Annotated in this window: 10 protein-coding genes; 7 read left to right on the plus strand and 3 right to left on the minus strand. The window is 72.8% G+C overall.

The features are described from left to right. Positions 1–17: 17 nt before the first annotated feature. From pdhA to ACPOLA_RS12005, 4 genes are all read left to right on the plus strand, one after another. Positions 18–1,160 (plus strand): pyruvate dehydrogenase (acetyl-transferring) E1 component subunit alpha, encoded by a 1,143-nt coding sequence (gene pdhA, locus ACPOLA_RS11990; RefSeq protein WP_435770669.1) that lies wholly within the window; start codon positions 18–20, stop codon positions 1,158–1,160. Next, on the plus strand, positions 1,157–2,134 hold the full coding sequence (locus ACPOLA_RS11995; RefSeq protein WP_435770670.1) for an alpha-ketoacid dehydrogenase subunit beta: 978 nt from the start codon (positions 1,157–1,159) through the stop codon (positions 2,132–2,134). The genes pdhA and ACPOLA_RS11995 overlap by 4 nt, the downstream gene beginning before the upstream one ends. An 11-nt stretch (positions 2,135–2,145) precedes the next feature. Then, entirely contained in the window at positions 2,146–3,585 is a 1,440-nt protein-coding gene (locus ACPOLA_RS12000) for a dihydrolipoamide acetyltransferase family protein (RefSeq protein ID WP_435770671.1), read from the plus strand. Between the two features lie 85 nt (positions 3,586–3,670). Further along, positions 3,671–4,969 carry a serine/threonine-protein kinase gene (locus ACPOLA_RS12005; RefSeq protein WP_435770672.1) on the plus strand — a complete coding sequence of 433 codons (1,299 nt, stop codon included), beginning with the start codon at positions 3,671–3,673 and terminating at the stop codon, positions 4,967–4,969. 3 nt (positions 4,970–4,972) lie between these two features. Here ACPOLA_RS12005 and ACPOLA_RS12010 read toward each other — a convergent pair whose 3' ends face one another. Next, complete coding sequence (locus tag ACPOLA_RS12010; RefSeq protein WP_435770673.1) at positions 4,973–6,517, minus strand: hypothetical protein; 1,545 nt, start codon at positions 6,515–6,517, stop codon at positions 4,973–4,975. Between the two features lie 54 nt (positions 6,518–6,571). Then, positions 6,572–8,092, minus strand: coding sequence for a M1 family metallopeptidase (locus tag ACPOLA_RS12015; protein ID WP_435770674.1), 1,521 nt, complete (start codon positions 8,090–8,092; stop codon positions 6,572–6,574). 55 nt (positions 8,093–8,147) lie between these two features. Between ACPOLA_RS12015 and ACPOLA_RS12020 the strand changes: the two genes are divergently transcribed. From ACPOLA_RS12020 to ACPOLA_RS12030, 3 genes are all read left to right on the plus strand, one after another. Continuing rightward, positions 8,148–10,742, plus strand: coding sequence for a hypothetical protein (locus ACPOLA_RS12020; RefSeq protein ID WP_435770675.1), 2,595 nt, complete (start codon positions 8,148–8,150; stop codon positions 10,740–10,742). 188 nt (positions 10,743–10,930) lie between these two features. Then, a complete protein-coding gene (locus ACPOLA_RS12025) occupies positions 10,931–14,209 on the plus strand; it encodes a (Fe-S)-binding protein (protein WP_435770676.1) in 3,279 nt (1,092 codons plus the stop codon). Positions 14,210–14,529: 320 nt separating this feature from the next. Then, positions 14,530–16,461, plus strand: coding sequence for a CocE/NonD family hydrolase (locus ACPOLA_RS12030; protein ID WP_435770677.1), 1,932 nt, complete (start codon positions 14,530–14,532; stop codon positions 16,459–16,461). A 22-nt stretch (positions 16,462–16,483) separates the two neighbouring features. On the opposite strand, the gene ACPOLA_RS12035 is transcribed toward ACPOLA_RS12030, so the two are convergent. Further along, positions 16,484–17,479, minus strand: a complete 996-nt coding sequence (locus ACPOLA_RS12035) for a siderophore-interacting protein (RefSeq protein ID WP_435770678.1) — start codon at positions 17,477–17,479, stop codon at positions 16,484–16,486. Positions 17,480–17,551 lie beyond the last annotated feature (72 nt).

Below are 17,551 nucleotides of genomic sequence, written 5' to 3' on the forward strand. Positions count from 1 at the left end.
CAAGGAGTGGTGTGGCGATGACCGACCCCGTGTTCGGACCGGCCCCGGCGGCCGCCGACCCCGAGCTGGTGCAGCTCCTGACGCCCGAGGGCGAGCGCGTCCAGCACCCGGAGTTCGACCTCGAGGTCACTCCCGACCAGCTGCGGGGCTTCTACCGCGACATGACGCTGGCGCGGCGCCTCGACACCGAGGCGACGGCCCTCCAGCGGCACGGCGAGCTCGGGCTGTGGGCCCAGCTGCTCGGCCAGGAGGCGGCACAGGTCGGCGCCGGTCGCGCCCTCGCGCCGCAGGACTTCGTCTTCCCGACCTACCGCGAGCACGCCGTCGCGTGGTGCCGCGGCGTCGACCCGGTCCAGCTGCTCAGCCTGTTCCGCGGCGTCGACCACGGCGGGTGGGACCCGATCGAGCATCGGTTCAACCTCTACACGATCGTGATCGGGGCGCAGACCCTGCACGCCACCGGCTATGCGATGGGCGTGCAGCGCGACGGGCTGGTCGGCACCGGCGACCCCGACCGCGACACCGCGGTGGTCGCCCACTTCGGTGACGGCGCCTCCTCCCAGGGCGACGTGAACGAGGCGTTCGTGTTCGCGGCGTCCTACAACGCGCCCGTGGTGTTCTTCTGCCAGAACAACCAGTGGGCGATCTCCGAGCCGATCGAGCGGCAGTCCCGGATCCCGCTCTACCGCCGGGCCCACGGGTTCGGCTTCCCCGGCGTGCGGGTCGACGGCAACGACGTCCTGGCGACGTACGCCGTCACGCAGGCCGCGCTGCAGCGCGCCCGCGACGGGCAGGGCCCCACCCTGATCGAGGCCTACACCTACCGGATGGGCGCGCACACGACCACCGACGACCCGACCCGCTACCGGCTGAGCGAGGACGTCGAGCACTGGAAGCTCAAGGACCCGATCGCGCGGGTCGAGGTCCACCTGCGCCGCAACGGGCTCGCCGATGAGTCGTTCTTCGAGGAGGTCGCCGCCGAGGCCGACCAGCTCGGCGAGCGGATGCGGCGCGAGTGCCACGCCCTGCCGGATCCGTCCCCGCTGGGCATCTTCGACCTGGTCCACGCCGAGAAGACGCCGGAGCTCCAGGAGCAGCAGGAGGGGTACGCCGCCTACCTCGCGTCCTTCTCCGACGAGGCCGAGGAGGTGCCGGCATGACCACGATGACGCTCGCGAAGGCGCTCAACGCCGGCCTCCGCCGCGCCATGGAGGACGACGGCAAGGTCGTCGTGATGGGCGAGGACGTCGGCACGCTCGGCGGCGTCTTCCGGATCACCGACGGGCTGCAGAAGGACTTCGGTCCGGACCGGGTGATCGACACCCCGCTCGCCGAGTCCGGCATCGTGGGCACCGCCGTCGGCCTGGCCATGCGCGGCTACCGGCCGGTCGTGGAGATCCAGTTCGACGGCTTCGTCTACCCCGCCTACGACCAGATCGTGTGCCAGGTGGCCAAGCTGCACTTCCGCAGCAAGGGCCGGATCAAGGTGCCGATGGTCATCCGGATCCCGTTCGGCGGCGGCATCGGCGCGGTGGAGCACCACAGCGAGTCGCCGGAGGCGCAGTTCGCGCACACGCCGGGGCTCAAGGTCGTCGCCTGCTCCAATCCGGCCGACGCCTACGGCATGATCCAGCAGGCGATCGCCAGCGACGATCCGGTCGTCTTCCTCGAGCCCAAGCGGCTCTACCACTCCGCGAAGGGCGACGTGGACGAGTCCGCGGCCCCGCCGCCGCTGTGGGAGTCGCGCGTGGTGCGCCCCGGCTCCGACGTGACGCTGGTCGGCTACGGGCCGACCGTGTCGACCTGCCTGGACGCCGCCGCGGTCGCCGGCGAGGAGGACCGCTCCGTCGAGGTCATCGACCTGCGCACCCTGTCGCCGCTCGACCTCGGCCCGGTGGTGCAGTCGGTGCAGCGCACCGGGCGGCTGGTGGTGGTCCACGAGGCGCACGTCAACCTCGGCATGGGCGCCGAGATCGCGGCGCGGGTGACCGAGCAGTGCTTCCACCACCTCGAGTCGCCGGTGCTGCGGGTCGGCGGCTTCGACACCCCCTACCCGCCGGCGCGGATCGAGGAGGCGTTCCTGCCCGACCTCGACCGGGTGCTGGATGCCGTCGACCGGACCTTCGGGTTCTGAGGAGGCTTCGAGTGACTGCGAACGAGTACAAGCTTCCCGACGTCGGGGAGGGCCTCACCGAGGCCGAGATCGTGGCCTGGCGGGTGAAGGAGGGCGACGTCGTCGCCGTCAACGACGTGATCGTCGAGATCGAGACCGCGAAGTCCGTCGTCGAGCTCCCCTCGCCCTATGCCGGGGAGATCGTCGCCCTGCTGGTGAAGGAGGGCGACACGGTCGAGGTCGGCACGCCGATCGTCCGGATCGCCGAGCCGGGGGCGGCCCGCGCAGCCGCACCCGAGGCCGCCCCCGCCGCCCCGGCACCCGCGGAGGCCCCGCGCCGCACGGAGGTGATCGACACCAACATCCCGCCCGCGGGCAACGCCACGCTGGTCGGCTACGGCCCCAAGCAGCGCTCCCTCAAGCGGCGCCCCCGCAAGGGCACTGCCCCCACCGAGCCCGCCCCGGCCGGGTCCGCCTCAGCCGCGCCGGTCGAGCCGGTCCAGCCGGTCGCGCAGGCCCGGTCGGCCGCGCCGCCCGTCGAGGAGGTCGCCTCGCGGCCGTCGCCCGACCCCGCCCAGGCACGTGCCCTGGCCAAGCCGCTGGTCCGGCGCCTCGCGCGTGACCTCGGCGTCGACCTCACGGCGGTGACGCCCACCGGCCCCAAGGGGACGGTGAGCAAGGAGGACGTGCTGGCGGCCGTCGACGGCGCCGGCGCGCGGGTCGAGGAGGTCGCCCACCCGTCGCGCGACCGCGGCGCGGAGCGCCCCGACGGCGCCCGGGAGACCCGGGAGCCGGTCAAGAGCGTGCGCAAGCAGATGGCGGCGGCGATGGTGCAGTCGGCGTTCACCGCGCCGCACGTCACCGAGTGGGTGACGATCGATGCCACCGCCACGGTCGACCTGGTGGAGCGCCTCCGCCAGCACCGCGAGCTCCGAGAGGTCAGGATCAGCCCCCTGCTGGTCGTCGCCCGCGCGGCGCTGCTCGCGCTGCGTCGTACGCCGCTGGTCAACTCGAGCTGGGACGAGGCGGCGCAGGAGGTCGTCGTCAAGCATTACGTCAACCTCGGCATCGCGGCCGCGACCCCGCGCGGGCTGGTGGTCCCCAACGTCAAGGACGCGCACGACCTGTCGCTGGCGGACCTCGCGCGCGAGCTCGAGGCGCTCACCACGACCGCCCGGGAGGGCCGCACCCAGCCGGCCGCGCTCGCGGGCGGCACGTTCACGATCACCAACGTCGGCGTCTTCGGCGTCGACGGCGGCACGCCGATCATCAACCCCGGCGAGTCCGCCATCCTCTGCGTGGGTGCGATCAAGCCGCAGCCGTGGGTCGTCGGCAACCAGGTGGTGCCGCGTCAGGTGATGACGCTGTCGCTCTCCTTCGACCACCGGCACATCGACGGCGCCACCGGCTCGCAGTTCCTGGCCGACGTCGCGTCGATCGTGGGCGACCCCGCCACGGCGCTGCTGTTCTGAGCACGCGGGCGGACCGCCCGGACCCGCAGGCGCGGGCTGGGGACGACGGTTCGCCCGCGTCCGCTCCGGCGGGTAGAACGGCCGGGTGGCCTCCGCTCCGCAGCACCACGTCCTCGCGCCCGGTGACACGCTCGGCGGCTACCGGATCGTGCGCCGGCTCGGCGCGGGCGGGATGGGGACGGTCTTCGAGGCGGTCGACACCACCCTCGGTCGCCGGGTGGCGCTCAAGGTGATCGCCGGCGAGCGCCTCGGCCACGCGGGCGTCCTGCGCGAGGCACAGGCGCAGGCGTCGCTGGACTCCCCGCACGTGGTGCCGGTCTTCGCGCACGGCGAGGCCGGCGGGCGGCTCTACATCGCCAGCCAGCTCATTCCCGACGGCGACCTCGACGCGATGCTCCGTCGCCAGGGCCCGCCGCCGGCCGCGCAGGCGATCGACCTGGTCGCCCAGGTGGCCGACGGGCTGGCCGAGGCGCACCGGGTGGGTCTCGTGCACCGCGACATCAAGCCGGCCAACGTGCTGCTCCGCAACCGGGGCACCCATCTGGTGGCCTATCTCGCCGACTTCGGGATCGCCGCCCCGGCGGACGCGGGCACCGGCCCGGCCGGGCGCGGACCGGTCGGCACACCGGCCTACCTGGCCCCCGAGCTGCATGCGGGCGACCGGGCCGACGCGCGCAGCGACGTCTACTCCCTCGGCTGCCTGCTCTGGGCGACGCTGACCGGCGCGGCGCCGTACGCCGGCAGGGGTGAGCAGGTGGCGTCGGCACACCGGTCCGCGCCGGTGCCGCAGCTGCCCGGGCGCACCGCCCTCGACCGCGAGGTCAACCGGGTGCTCCGCACGGCCCTGGCCAAGCAGGCGAGCGACCGCTACCCGTCGGCCGCGGTCATGCGCGACGACCTCCGAGCCCTGCTCCGCAGCGCCGGCCGGGCGGGGCCGCGGCGGCTGGGCCGGCTGGGCCGGCTGGTCGGGCGAGGGGGTGGGGTGGCGGCCACTGCAGCGGTCGCTGTGGTGGTGCTGGTCGCGGTGGCGCTGCTGCTGGTCGCCGGTGGTGGGAAGGCGCCGGCGCCGCGCTCGCAGCCGACACCCAGCCCGGTGCGCGCCTCGGGCATCCCCGACCAGCACCCGGCGGACGAGGCGGTCGTCGTCGCCGGCCTCGCCCGAGGCCTGCGCGTCCACGGCGGCCTGGATGCGGCGAGTGCGGAGTGCACAGCCCTGCGGCTGGTGGGCGAGCGCGGGGTCGACCGGCTCGTGCGCGACGGCGTCCTCGACGGGGACCTGGCGCTCGCCACGGGTCGGCGAGGCACGGTGGCACCGCCGGTCCTCGCCGACGTGTTCGCGGCGGCCTTCGGCTGCCTGTGGCCTCCCTCGGCGGCACCGCGCTGACGGCTACCCGTCGGCCATCCGGATCAGGCCGGCGACGGTCGCGACGTAGAGGGCGCCGTCCGGACCGAGGTAGATGGACGCGTAGTGGTTGTTCCACTGCGGGCCGGTGCCGGTGAGCCGGCTCCAGGCCGTCCGGCCGGTGCGGATGTCGATCGCGGTGACGTACCAGGCGTCGATCAGGTCCGCGCGCGGCGGCTTGGTGTAGGCGTAGACGAGGCCGTTGCCGAGCGACGCCTTCGGCACCGACGTCGGCGCCACCGACGGGTTGGTCCAGGCCACCCGGCACCCGTCGGGCTCGATCAGCACCCGGGAGAGCCCCGGCGTGGTCGAGCGGCCGAGCAGGGTCGACTGGAACCCCTCGTAGCCGTAGTTGTTCTCGATGATCAGTGAGTCACCGGCGGCCACGAGGCTGTTCTCGGTCGTGCTCGCGCCGCTGGGCAGCACCGGCACGCGGCAGTGCTCCCGGCCGCCGACGCCGCGGCGCCGGTCGTAGACGATCACGTGGCTGCGCGGGTCCGCGTTGTCGGCGATCGCGATCCAGCGCCGGCCGATCAGCGTGGGAGAGGTGCCGGACCCCTGCGAGAGCATGCCGGGCTTCACCCGGCTGCCGCGGTCGTACTCCTCGCTCCAGGTGATCTCCGGCTGGCCTGACTCGCCGACGTCGAGCCGGTAGAGGCGGTGGGTGGTGACGACGTACATCGCGCCGGTCTCGTCGCCGGAGATCGAGTTGAAGATGCCCTCGCCCTCGCCGAGCCGGATCTTCCGCACCTCGCCGGTCTCCCGCGACAGGGTGCCGGCGAGGCCCTGCTGGCTGAACCACCACAGCCGCCCGGACCAGTCCACGCCGGTGGCCACCAGGCAGTCGCCCTCGCCGAGATGGGGAGCGAGGGGCCACCGTCGGCCGGGCTGGAGGCCGCCGTCGGGCGTGACGGTGACCTCGGCGATGGCGGAGTCGGTCGTCGTCGCGTAGGCGCGATCGTCGGGGTCCAGGAAGAAGTACGTCCCGCCGCAGATGTCGGTGAACGGGTTGGCGCCCTTGGTGAGGTCGCGCTGCGAGAGCTGCCGCTGCGAGATCGCACGCAGGGTGACCGGGTCGATCACCATCATGGTGAAGCCCTCGAGCCCGCCGCACAGGCCCACCAGCCGGTCGCGGGAGTCGAAGGCGACGGTGGCGCACTCCCGCACGCCGTACGACGCGGTGCGGACGCGCAGCGAGCGGCCGGTCGGTCCGGAGACGTCGTAGGCATCGGTGCTGTAGGGGTCGTTGTGCATGCTGCTGCGGCCGTTGCGCGCGAGGTGGGGGTTCTGCGGGACCTCCGGTGCGGCGAGCGGCTGCGGAGCCACCGGTGCGCCGACGAAGCCCGGGACCAGCAGGTCCGTCGGCAGCGACGGGATGGGCAGCCCCGGCACGGTGGGGAGGGCGGACAGCCCGGGAAGGCCGGGCAGGGCCGGGTCCTCGCCGGCCACGGCGGGGGCGGGGGCGGTGTCGAGCGCGGCCGCGAGCACGGCGGCCGTGCCGACGACCCCCAGGGAGCGGAGGAGGCGCATCCTCGGAGAGTAGAACCAGTTCTAGTCCCCGGGAAGGCCCGGGCGGGCAAAGCCTCAGCGCGGGGGCGTCCGCTTGCCGAGCAGCCAGTCCTCGAAGAACGCGGTGAGCTCCTCGCCGGTGTGCTCCTCGACCCAGGTCCAGTACTCGTCGCGGTCGGCGGTGCCGTTCTCCTGCTGCTCGGGCCAGGCGCGCATCATCGCGAAGAACCTCCGGTCGCCGATCCGTTCCCGGAGCTCCTGCCACATCAGGGCGGGGCCGTAGTAGATGTTGCCGGAGCCGAAGTGCTGCGGGTGGTAGGCCCCCGGCGGGCCGGCGGTCTCCCGCTCGTGGCCCTCGAACTGGGCCCACTGGTCCATCTTCTGGGCGACGGTGATGCCCTCCTGCTCGGCCTCCCACATCCCCTGGAGGTACATCGTCATGCCCTCGTTCATCCACACCTCCGACCAGTCGGCGGGAGACACCGTGTCGCCGTACCAGTGGTGGGCCGTCTCGTGCACGACGACGGCGGCGGACAGGCTGTACTCGGTGTCGCCGAGGGTGACCATGGTCTGGGTCTCCATGCCGCTCTCGTTGTCGACGACCACGATCCCGAAGCTGTCGAACGGGTAGGGGCCGAGGATCTCCTCGAGCCAGTCGATCGCCTTCGGCGCGTACTCGGTCTCGCCGGGCAGCGGGTCGCCGTCGGCGTCGGTCCAGATCTGGATCGGGACGCCGCTCTCGGACCTCAGGTCGGTGTGCTGGAAGTCGCCGAACGCGACGGTGACCAGGTACGACGACGCGGGCTCGGCCAGGTGCCACACGTTGGTGCGCATCCCGTCGCTCTCCGAGGAGTCGGTGAGCTGCCCGTTGGCCACGCCCTGCCAGGGGGCCGGGACGGTGAGCGTGAAGTCGTAGAGCGCCTTGTCGGCCGGCTGGTCGTTGACGGCGTACCAGGTGTGGGCGCCGTACGGCTCCTGGAGCGTCCAGGTCTCGTGCTCGTCGGTGATGCTCCAGCCGAGGCCGCCGGCGAAGTCCGAGCGCTGGCTCGGCGCCGGGGTCGGCCGGGGCGTGCCGGCGTAGGAGATCGCCACCTCGTACTGCTCGTCGGCCACCACCTCGTGGGCGATGGTGAGGTCGTTGCCGGACACGTCGAACTCCGCGGCCCGGCCGTCGACGGTGATCTCCGAGATCGCCAGGTCGTCGTTGAAGTCCAGCGGCACCCGCGGTGCGTCGGCGGTGGCGCGGAAGGTGAGCACCTGCCGGCCGGTCAGCTCGTCCTCGGCCGGGTCCCAGGTCAGGCCCAGGTCGTAGTGCAGGGCGTCGACCAGCGGGTCGCCGACGTCGGGGTAGACGGAGTCCTCGCGGGTCTCGCTCCGTGCGACCGACAGGTCGTCCGGCGTGCGCGCGTCCGGCCCGTCCGGGTCGGCGACCGTGCTCCCGGTCGCCGACGGCGGTGCCGAGCTGCTGCGGTCGGCGTCGGGACCGGTGCCGCCGCCCTGGCCGCAGGCGGCGACGCCCAGGCAGGCGGCGAGCCCGATGACCGGCCCGATGACCGGCCCGATGGCCGGGGCGAGAAGGCGGCGAGGTCGCGGCATGGGGACATCATGCCGTCCACCGTCACCTGGAACAGGTTCTTGTCGTTGCTCCCTCGTGCAGCCGAATCGGGAGCCGCAAGCCGTACGACGCCTCGGGGTCGCCGGCGCGCTCGCCCTGGCGCTGCTCGGGGTCGCCCTCGTCCTCCCCGGTGGCGCCGGCGGGACGGGCGGGTCGGGTGGGACGGCGACCCTGGAGGTCGCGGCCGAGGCGGAGAAGTCCGCCGCCGGCGTGCCGCACGACGACTCGCTGCTCGACCCGCACAGCCACGACCACGGCGACCCGGCCACGAAGAACGAGATCTCTCGGGGCCTCGCCGTCGGGGAGGACGTGGCCGACCCCACCGGCGCGGCGGAGCGGCGGGCGGCCGAGCGCTACGTGGATCGCGAGCGCGCGCTGCCCGACCCCACCCTCACCACGGTGCCCGCCTACGCCCCGCGCTCCGCGGTGCCGGGTGACCGCTACGCGATGGCCGGCGGCTGCTACACCCTCCAGGAGGCGGCCACCGGGCGCTTCGTGACCCGCTCCGGCACCAGCCTCGCGGTGGCGGCGGTGCCGCGCGGGTCCGCGGCGGCGTTCTACTTCAAGGCGACCCGGCTCGGCGGCTACCTGCTCCACACCGACGCCGGCGAGGTCGCGCTGGGTTCGGACGGCGCGGTCGGGATCGCTGCCGAGCCGAGCAGGCAGGCGGACTGGACGGCGCGGCAGTCGGGCGCGGGGCTCACCTTCGAGCTGGCGCCCGGGCGAGGCATCCGGGTCGTCGACGGCGGCCGGCTCCGCGGCGGCGTACCGACCCCGTTCCGGCTTCGCGTGGCCGGCGCGTGCCCGGCGTATCCCGAGGCCGAGGTCAACGTGACCGGTGACCCCCACGCTGGCGTGACGTCCTACCAGGAGGTGCGCGGCTTCGTCGACGCCCACACCCACGGCATGGCCTTCGAGTTCCTCGGCGGCCAGGTGCACTGCGGTCGCCCGTGGCACGAGTACGGCGCGCCGTACGCACTGCAGGACTGTGCCGACCACAAGCTCACCGGGGGCAAGGGGGCGCTGCTGGAGGCGGCACTCTCCGGGGAGCTGTCGCACGACCCGGTCGGCTGGCCGACCTTCAAGGACTGGCCGGCGCCGGAGTCGCTGACCCACGAGGGCACCTACTGGAAGTGGCTCGAGCGGGCGTGGCGCGGCGGGCAGCGGCTCTTCGTGAACCTGCTGGTCGAGAACAACAAGCTCTGCCAGATCTACCCGCTCAAGCGGAACTCCTGCGACGACATGGACTCGATCCGGCTGCAGGCCAAGCAGATGTTCGCGCTGCAGGACTACATCGACGCGCAGTTCGGCGGGCCCGGGAAGGGCTTCTACCGGATCGTGCGCGACCCGTTCGAGGCGCGGCGCGTCGTCAACGCCGGGAAGATGGCCGTGGTGATGGGCATCGAGACCTCGGTGCCGTTCGGCTGCACGTTCAAGGCCGTCCTCGGGACAGACGTCCCCGCCTGCACAGCGGCCGAGATCGACGCGAACCTCGACGAGATGCACGCCCTCGGCGTGCGCCAGATGGAGCTGGTCAACAAGTTCGACAACGCGCTCGCCGGTGTCGCCGGCGACGCCGGCGAGGTCGGCCTGGTGGTCAACGCGGCGAACTTCCTCGAGACCGGCACCTTCTGGGCGATGCGCCACTGCGAGCCGGCCGACGGCGAGTCGGCCGACAACCCGCAGATCGCCCTCCCCGACGTGGGCGGGCAGCAGCAGGACGCGCTGTTCGGCGCCATCGGCGAGGTCTTCGGCGGCCTGCTGCCTGCGATCCCGCTCTACGGACCGCCGGCCCACTGCAACAAGCGGGGCCTGACCGCGCTGGGCGAGCACACGGTGCGCGGGCTCGCCGAGCGGCGGATGATCTTCGACCCCGACCACCTCTCGGTCAAGGCGCGGGTCGCGGCGATGGACCTGATCGAGGAGCTGCGCTACCCGGGCGTCATCTCCAGCCATTCCTGGTCCACGCCCGACGCCTACCCGCGGATCTACGAGGCCGGTGGCTTCATCACTCCCTACGCCGGCGACTCCACCGGCTTCGTCGACAAGTGGCGCCGGCACCTCGGTTGGGCCGACCCCCGCTACTACTTCGGCTTCGGCTTCGGCGCCGACATCAACGGCCTCGGCGCCCAGGGCGACCCGCGCGGCGCCGCCGTACCGAACCCGGTGCAGTACCCCTTCCGGGGCCTCGGCGGGGTCACCGTCGACCGGCAGCGCGCCGGCGAGCGGGTCTGGGACATCAACGTGGACGGCGTCGCGCAGTACGGCCTCTACCCCGACTGGGTCGAGGACCTGCGCAAGGTGGCCGATGCCACGAACCCCGGGGACGGGCCCAAGATCGTCGACGACATGGCGCGCGGCACGGAGGCCTACCTCCAGATGTGGGAGCGGGCCGTCGGCGTCGCGCCGGACAGCTGCCGCAACCCCGAGCTGCGCAGGAGCGTGGTGAGCGTGCGCCGGCTGGTGACCCCGGGGATGACCACCCGGCAGGTGCTCGGCGTCGTCGGTCAGCCGCACCAGCGCCTCGGTGCCTCCTACCGGTTCTGCGCGAAGACCGCGACGCGGGCGAAGGTGCCGGTGACCGTGCGGTTCACCGCCGCCGGGCGGGTCTCCTCGGTGTCATTCGCCTGAGACGCGCTGAGGCGAGCGTCACCCTCCACCCGAAGTTACCAGTGGGTAGGATCGCCGGACGCCTGTTGCTCCTCCACCGCCCGGGTAAGGCATGCCTGCCCCGCCCGGAACCGTGCGCTGGCAATAGGCTCGACGCGCGCACCGCCGTGTGCGCACCCTGACTCCCTGCGGATGAGGAGCTGTTGGAGATGTTGCAGACCGTCCTGATCGTGGTCTCGCTCGGTCTCACCGCCGTCACCATCGCGGTGGTCGGCAAGGCCGTGATGTCGATGCTCGGCGTCCTCCGGCGGGGTCAGGCCGCCCCCGGGCGGGCCGAGAACCCGGGGGCCCGCACGCTCACCATGCTCAAGGAGACGTTCGGGCACACCCGGATGCTCCAGTGGACGTGGGTCGGCATCATGCACTGGTTCGTCTTCATGGCGTTCATCTTCCTGAGCACCGCCGTCGCCGCCGCCTACTTCCAGCTCTTCGACCCCGAGTTCGTGTGGCCGTTCGTCGGCCACTGGTACCCCTACGAGTGGTTCAGCGAGGTCATCGGCCTGCTGTCGACCATCGGCGTCGTCGTACTGATCGTCTACCGGCAGAAGCACCACCCCCGGACCGAGGGACGCGACAGCCGCTTCTACGGCTCGCGGATGTGGCAGGCCTACTTCGTCGAGTTCCTCGCCCTCTTCGAGGGCGCGGCGATCCTGTTCGTGCGGGCGGCGGAGTACAACCTGCTCGACGCGACCGGGCACACCGAGCACGCCACCCGCGCGCACTTCCCGATCGCGTCCTGGCTGGGCGACGTGCTCTACCCGAGCGGTGCCGACTCGGTCGGCACCCTCGAGAACATCATCTACGCGATCGCGACCTTCAAGATCGTGCTCGCCATGGTCTGGCTGCTCGTGGTGGCCCGCAACCTCACCATGGGCATCGCCTGGCACCGCTTCACCGCCTGGTTCAACATCTGGTTCAAGCGCGAGCCCGACGGTCGGCAGGCGATCGGCGCGGTCAAGCCGCTGACCTCCGGCGGGAAGCCGATCACCCTCGACGACATCGACGACCTCGACGAGGACTCGTCGCTGGGCGCCGGCACCATCTGGGACTTCTCCTGGAAGGACATCCTCGACTTCACCACCTGCACCGAGTGCGGCCGATGCCAGTCGCAGTGCCCGGCCTGGAACACCGAGAAGCCGCTCTCGCCCAAGCTGATGATCATGGCCCTGCGCGAGGAGGCCTTCGCCGCCGCGGGCGGGTCCGAGCAGCGGGCGCTGGTCGGCAAGACCGAGCACGAGCAGGCCGACGGGGTCGACGACTACTTCTACTACCCCGAGGGCGGCGACTTCGTCGTCGACGCCGACGCCCTCTGGTCCTGCACCAACTGCGGCGCCTGCGTCCAGCAGTGCCCGGTCGACATCGAGCACGTCGACCACTTCGTCGACATGCGCCGCTACCAGGTGCTCGTCGAGTCGAACTTCCCCTCCGAGCTCAACGGGCTGTTCAAGGGCCTGGAGAACAAGGGCAACCCGTGGAACATGTCGCCCAACGCCCGCCTCGACTGGGCCAAGGGCCTGCCGTTCGAGGTCAAGGTCGTGGGCGAGTCGATCGAGTCGCTCGACGAGGTCGACTGGCTGTTCTGGGTCGGCTGCGCCGGTGCCTACGAGGACCGGGCGAAGAAGACGACCCGCGCCGTGGCCGAGCTGCTCGACCACGCGGGCGTGTCGTTCGGCGTACTCGGCAACGGGGAGACGTGCTCGGGCGACCCGGCGCGACGGGCCGGCAACGAGTTCGTGTTCCAGGGCCTCGCCCAGCAGAACATCGAGGTGCTCACCGAGGCGAAGGCGAAGCGGGTGGTCTCCACCTGCCCGCACTGCATGAACACGCTGAAGAACGAGTACAAGCACCTCGGCATCGAGCTCGAGGTCATCCACCACACGCAGCTGCTCAACCGCCTGGTCCGCGACGGCAAGCTGACGCCCGTCACCGACGGTGCCGGCGCCCACCAGCGCAAGATCACCTACCACGACCCGTGCTTCCTGGGCCGGCACAACCAGGTCTACACCCCGCCCCGCGAGCTGCTGCAGATCATGCCCGGCGCCAAGTTCGCCGAGATGGAGCGCAACTCCGAGCGCTCGTTCTGCTGCGGTGCGGGCGGTGCGCGGATGTGGATGGAGGAGACGATCGGCGAGCGGATCAACCTCAACCGCACCAACGAGGCGGTCGAGACGGGCGCCGACCAGATCGCGGTCGGCTGTCCCTTCTGCCGCGTGATGCTCTCCGACGGGCTGACGAAGATGCAGGCCGACGGCTCGGCCCGCGAGGAGGTCGAGGTCCTCGACGTCGCGCAGATGCTGCTGGCGTCGGTGAAGGGCGAGATGGCCACCAAGCTGGCGCCGGGCTCCGGCACCGTCGCCGCGCCCGCCGCGAAGCAGGGCGCGGACGAGCCCGCTGGGCAGTCGGCCGGGCAGTCGGCTGGGCAGTCGGTGGAGACGAAGGCGGAGCCCGAGCCGGGCGACGTCACGGTCACCGAGAACACGGTGGTGGAGACCGAGGACGCCGGGGCCGCCGCCAAGGCCTCCACGGCCGGAGGATCCTCGCTGTTCGACGACCCGGGCTCGATGCTCGACGACTCTGCCGCGCCGGCCGAGGCGAAGGCGAAGTCGGCGGAGGAGGAGCCGGCGGCGAAGCCGGAGTCGGGTGGCTCGCTGTTCGACGAGGGCGGCGGATCGCTCTTCGACACCCCCGCCGATGCGGCGCCGGCGGCGGAGAAGCCGGCGGACAAGCCGGCGGACAAGCCGGCGGACAAGCCGGCGGACAAGCCGGCAGACGCCATGGGCTCGGGTGGCTCGCTCTTCGACATCGGCGGGAACGAGACCCCGGCTGCCGCCGAGCCCGCTGCGGAGAAGCCGGCCGCCGAGGAGAAGCCGGTCGCCGAGGAGAAGCCGGCCGCCGAGGAGAAGCCGGTGGCCGACCTGTCGGGCGGCTCGTTGTTCGACATCCCTGCCCAGGAGACGCCTGCGAAGGCCGAGCCTGACAACAAGGCCGAGCCTGAGGGGAAGGCCGAGCCTGAGGGGAAGGCCGAGCCCGCTGCCGACAAGGAGCCTGCACCGCGGCCCGCCGAGGAGCAGGTCGTCGAGGCGGAGGTCGAGGGCGGTGTCGCCGCCGCGGCTCCGCGCGCGGAGATCCCCGAGGGCGGCTCGCTCTTCGACATCGCTGCTCCGGAGGAGCCGCCGGGGAGCGCTGCCGCGGCGGCCGAGCCCGCCGACGCGCCCGTCCCCGGCCCCACCCCGGAGGACGAGCCCGTCGACGACGACGCCCGCGACGAGGAGGCGGCGACCGTCGGCGACGCCCCCGCCGCCGAGCCCGTGGACCAGCCTGAGGTCGAGGACAAGAAGCCGGCTCCCGCCCCGAAGCCCTCCGGCGACACCCACCAGCCGAAGACGGGCGTGGACATCAACGAGTCGGACTCCCTCTTCGACCTCTGAGACACCCACGAGGTGGGAGGTTTCGGCGCGCGAGGTGGCAGGTTTTGTGCCACGTCGTACGCCGGAATCTCCCACCTCGTACGCCGAAACCTGCCGCCTCGCGCGCCGGGACCTGCCACGTCGTACGCCGGAACCTCCCACTTCGCGCGCCAAAACCCGCCACTTCGCGCGCCGGAACCTCCCACTTCGCGCGCCGAAACCTGCCACCTCGCGCGCCCGAACCTGCCACTTCGTGCGTGACGTGGCGTGGAACACGTTGCACTGAGCCGTGACGGTGGTCACCCTTCCGTCGTTGGCAGCGCAGGGAGAGAGGGAGACCCATGAACCAGCGCACCCCCCGCCTGGCCGTCGCGCTCGCCAGCGTGACGGCCGTCGTGTCCACCGCTCTGCTGCTGCCGACGCCGGTGGCCGAGGCCGTCTCCGTGCCACCGACGCGGAATGCGCCAGCAGCGCCCCAGGTCGCCGCCGCCGAGCCCCGGGCGAAGTCGGACCCGGCGCCGTGGCGCCCCCGCGGCGAGCAGTACGACGCCACGGTGTCGACCACCGACATCCCGATCCGGATGGACGACGGCGTGGTGCTCCGCGCCGACCTGGTGCGCCCCGTCCGCGCCGACGGGCAGCCCGTGGGTCGCCGGCTGCCGGTGATCGTCACCATCACCGCCTACAACAAGACGGTGCTGGCGAGTGGCGGTGAGGCCGTGCTCTCCGGCGGTGACAGCAACTATCTCGTGAAGCGCGGCTACGCCCAGCTCACGGTCGACGCCCGCGGCACCGGCACGTCGGAGGGGCGCTGGGCGGCGTTCAGCGCGCGCGAGGGCAAGGACGCCGGCGCGGTGGTCGAGTGGGCGGCCCGCCAGCCGTGGAGCAACGGCAGCGTCGGGATGAGCGGCGCGTCGTACATGGGGATCTCGCAGCTGTTCGCCGCAGCCCACCAGCCGACGGGGCTCAAGGCGATCTTCCCGCAGGTGCCCGCGGCGGACGTGTACCGGGACGTCGTGGCCTCGGGCGGCCAGATCGACGTCGGCTTCATCCCGCTGTGGATGGGGCTGGTCACGGGGACCGGCGTCCTCCCGCCCGCCTACGGCCCGAAGGAGCCGGCGGCCGGCTTCAAGATGCTCACCGACCACCTGGCCGGTGCGACCGGGTTCACCCTGCCGCTGATGCTCCAGGCGATCCTCGGCGGCGACCCGGCCTTCGACGGGCCCTTCTACCGCGAGCGGTCGCCCATCGCCGTGCTCGACAACGTGCGGGTGCCGACCTTCCTCATCGGCGGCGAGTTCGACCTCTTCCAGCGCGGCACGCCGCTGGTCTTCGAGCGGCTCCAGCGCAACGGCGTGCCGACCAGGCTGATCTTCGGGCCGTGGGACCACCTGCAGGGCTCGTCGGGGGCCGAGGTCGGGAAGGCCGGCTACGGCTCGCTCAACGAGCTGCAGCTGCGCTGGTTCGACCACTACCTCAGCGGCCGCGACGGCCGGCTCGACCAGATCGCACCGCTGACCTACTACGAGCAGGGCTCGGGCCGGTGGGTCCGCAAGAACGAGTGGCTGGCGTCCGACCTGGCGGCGAAGAAGTACAGGCTGTCCGGGTCCGCGACCGTCGGCGGCCGGGCCGGCCGGCTGACGAGTACGACGACGCCGGTGACCGGGCGCTCGGTCGTGCCGCCGCTGCCGGTCACCGGGCTGTGCACCCGCTCGGCGAGCCAGTGGACGGCGGGGCTGCCGGCGGCGATCCTCCCCGACCTGCCGTGCTTCCACGACAACCGGCTCAACGACCTCGGCGGTGTCACCTTCGACACTGCCGCGGTACGGCGGCCGATCCGGTTCCAGGGTCCGGTCAACGCGCGGCTCTACGTCTCCAGCCCCACCGGCGACGGAATGCTCTCCGTCGCGATCGAGAGCGTCGCCCCCGACGGCAAGGTCACCCGGCTCACGGGCGGGTGGCAGGTGATCTCCCACCGGGCGCTCGACACGGCGCGGTCGCGCTACCTCGACGGCAAGCTGCTGCAGCCCCACCACCCGTTCACCCGGGCGGCCAAGCGGAACGCCGGCCCGGGACAGGTCGTGCCCGTGGACGTCGAGGTGTTCCCGACCGGCGCGATGGTGCGGAAGGGACACCGGCTGCGGATCTCGGTGCAGGCCTTCGACGTGCCGCACCTGCTCTCGCCGCTGCCCGACCTGCTCGACCAGCTGGTGCCGCTCACCGTGCACACCGGGAAGGCGCATCCCTCGGCGATCACGCTGGCGGTGCGCTGACCGGCGTCGCGCGGCGGCCTGGTCAGGACCGCATGGCGACGCCCTCGCGCCAGTACCCCATGAAGGCGACCTGGCCGCGGTCGAGGCCGAGGTCGTTGACCAGCTTGCGGCGCAGGCCGGTCACCACCTTGGACTCGCCGGCGATCCACGCGTAGAGACCGGCGTACGGCGTGCCGGCCTCGGGCACCGCCGTCGACGCGAGCACCTCGTCGCCGGCGGAGGAGTGCACCGGCGTCTCCCACAGGTTGGGGTCGACCTCGGTGTCGTCGACCGTCGGCAGCGCCTCGGCGGGCGGCGTCGACCCCGTGAGGTGCGCCAGTACGGCGGCATGCAGGTCGACGCCGCGCGGGCGGCCGTTGCGGGGGAGCCAGGTGACCTGCACGCCCGCCGGGGCCGTGACGTCGTCGAGCACGTCGGCGTCGTACGGCACCTCGACGAAGGCGGCCCCGACCGCGTCGGCGGGCAGGTCGCGGAGCACGCCGCGGATGGCCGGCACGGCCGTCTCGTCGCCCACGAGGAGCAGCCGGGTCGCCGTACCGGGGGACCACTCGATGCCGCCGTAGGCGTGCCCGCGCCGGGGAGCCAGGATGACCAGCCGGTCGCCCGGTCGCGCCTGCAGGGCCCAGCGGTTGCCCGGCCCGTCGAGGGGATCCGTGCTCGGGTGGTCGTCCTCGTGGACCACGATGTCGACGACCAGCCGGGTGCCGGCCCCGTCGCCGAGCACGTCGCGGACGGTGTAGGTGCGCATGGAGCCGCGCTCCGCCTCCGGGATCTGCAGCCAGGTGGTCCACCACGACTCGTCCATCCCGGCGAACGACGGCAGCTCGCCGGCGAGGTTGGGGAACACCAGCTTGATCCGCTGGTCGTAGACCGGCCCGTCGACGCCGAACTCGGCCAGTGCCGACCCGCCGAGCTGGACCCGGACGAAGGAGGGTGAGACGCGCTGGACGTCGACCACCTCGACCTCGTCGAGGATCATGGGGAGGCTGGCGACGTACTCGTTCCGGGTGGCGGTCATAAGGGCAGCCTAACCTGACCTAGCGCCGACTGCCGAGCCCCGGGGCAGCGTGCGCCGAGCGGTCGGGCCCGG

It is taken from the genome of Nocardioides proteolyticus, assembly GCF_051280635.3.
GTDB lineage: Bacteria > Actinomycetota > Actinomycetes > Propionibacteriales > Nocardioidaceae > Nocardioides.

What these genes read in the sequence shown, in the direction of transcription:
- ACPOLA_RS12015 (WP_435770674.1), bottom strand. Translation starts at nt 8,092, where the DNA reads ATGCCGCGACCTCGCCGCCTTCTCGCCCCGGCCATCGGGCCGGTCATC.
- ACPOLA_RS12025 (WP_435770676.1), top strand. Translation starts at nt 10,931, where the DNA reads ATGTTGCAGACCGTCCTGATCGTGGTCTCGCTCGGTCTCACCGCCGTC.
- ACPOLA_RS12030 (WP_435770677.1), top strand. Translation starts at nt 14,530, where the DNA reads ATGAACCAGCGCACCCCCCGCCTGGCCGTCGCGCTCGCCAGCGTGACG.
- ACPOLA_RS12010 (WP_435770673.1), bottom strand. Translation starts at nt 6,517, where the DNA reads ATGCGCCTCCTCCGCTCCCTGGGGGTCGTCGGCACGGCCGCCGTGCTC.
- ACPOLA_RS12035 (WP_435770678.1), bottom strand. Translation starts at nt 17,479, where the DNA reads ATGACCGCCACCCGGAACGAGTACGTCGCCAGCCTCCCCATGATCCTC.
- ACPOLA_RS11995 (WP_435770670.1), top strand. Translation starts at nt 1,157, where the DNA reads ATGACCACGATGACGCTCGCGAAGGCGCTCAACGCCGGCCTCCGCCGC.
- pdhA (WP_435770669.1), top strand. Translation starts at nt 18, where the DNA reads ATGACCGACCCCGTGTTCGGACCGGCCCCGGCGGCCGCCGACCCCGAG.